Below are 1,446 nucleotides of genomic sequence, written 5' to 3'. Positions count from 1 at the left end.
CGGGGGCGGCGGTGCGGGGGGCGGGCGCGGGGGGCCCCTGTGTGTGGCGCCCCCTCCCGCCCCCTCGCGCGGGCGCCGGGGCGGGGGGGGGGGGGGGGGCGGCCCCCCCCCCCCCCCGAATCGTCACTTCGTACCGCTGTCCTCGCTCAGTCCTCGGACGAGTCCCGCGAGTCCGGGTCGTCCCCGGATTCCTGCTCCGGCTCGGGTCGCTGCGGCTTGGGCGGGCGGGTCCGCCCGCTGGACGGATCGCGCAGATACGAGCCGCCTTCGCCGCCCTCCGTCGCATGCCCGCCAGGCGGGTGCCCCTGGCCGGTGGCCGGACCGCCGTCACGCCGCCGCAGATAGCGCTCGAACTCGCGCGCGATCGCCTCTCCGGAGGCCTCGGGAAGCTCGGCCGTGTCCCGCGCCTCCTCCAGCGTCTGGACGTATTCCGCCACTTCGCTGTCCTCGGAGGCGAGTTGGTCGACACCGAGCTGCCAGGCCCGGGCGTCCTCCGGGAGTTCACCCAGCGGGATACGCAGGTCGATGAGGTCCTCCAGCCGGTTGAGGAGGGCCAGTGTCGCCTTCGGGTTGGGCGGCTGGGAGACGTAGTGCGGCACCGCCGCCCACAGGGACACCGCCGGCACCCCGGCATGCGTGCACGCCTCCTGGAGGATGCCGACGATGCCCGTCGGGCCCTCGTAGCGGGTCTCCTCCAGATCCATCGATCTGGCCAGGTCGGGGTCCGAGGTCACACCACTGACCGGTACCGGACGGGTGTGCGGGGTGTCTCCGAGCAGCGCGCCCAGGATCACGACCATCTCCACGCCCAGCTCATGGGCGAAGCCCAGCAGCTCGTTGCAGAACGAGCGCCAGCGCATGGACGGCTCGATCCCGCGCACCAGCACCAGATCGCGTGGCTTCTCGCCGCCGACCCGGACCACGGAGAGCCGGGTGGTGGGCCAGACGATCTTCCGCACTCCGCCGTCCAGCCACACCGTGGGCCGGTTGACCTGGAAGTCGTAGTAGTCCTCGGCGTCGAGCGCCGCGAACACCTCGCCCTTCCACTCCCGGTCCAGATGTGCGACCGCGGTGGAGGCGGCGTCGCCGGCGTCGTTCCAGCCTTCGAACGCGGCCACCATGACCGGGTCGATCAGCTCGGGAACCCCCTCGAGCTCGATCACCCAGTGCCTCCTTCCGACGCTTCCTTGTGTACGGACCAACCTTACGGCTTCGGGGAAGCCCGCCCGAGCCCTCTGCACGGCCGGGTGAACTTCGATACCCAGTGTCCCGGCGAGCAGTTGGGGCCGTCGAGCGGTACAGGGGCTGCGCAGGTGCCGCACAGACGAGGGGGGGGGGCCCCCGTGGGGGCCCCCCCCCCCCCCCCGGGGGCCGGGGTGGATGGGCCCGCGGCGCAAACCCATCCGATTTACACGAGACAGCCCCGCCCACCCCCAACGGCAGGTA

1 protein-coding gene is annotated in these 1,446 nt (G+C 72.9%); it reads right to left on the bottom strand.

Annotation, left to right across the window (positions count from 1 at the left end; translation table 11 throughout):
* Window positions 1–146: 146 nt before the first annotated feature.
* The gene (locus ACFWI9_RS28630) at window positions 147–1,163 is read right to left on the bottom strand and encodes a PAC2 family protein (RefSeq protein WP_387166389.1); all 1,017 of its coding nucleotides are present in this window, start codon (window positions 1,161–1,163) and stop codon (window positions 147–149) included.
* Window positions 1,164–1,446: the final 283 nt, after the last annotated feature.

Source organism: Streptomyces sp. NPDC127084 (genome assembly GCF_042724175.1).
Classification (GTDB): Bacteria; Actinomycetota; Actinomycetes; order Streptomycetales; family Streptomycetaceae; genus Streptomyces.
This window is presented reverse-complemented; position numbering and strand designations above follow the sequence as displayed.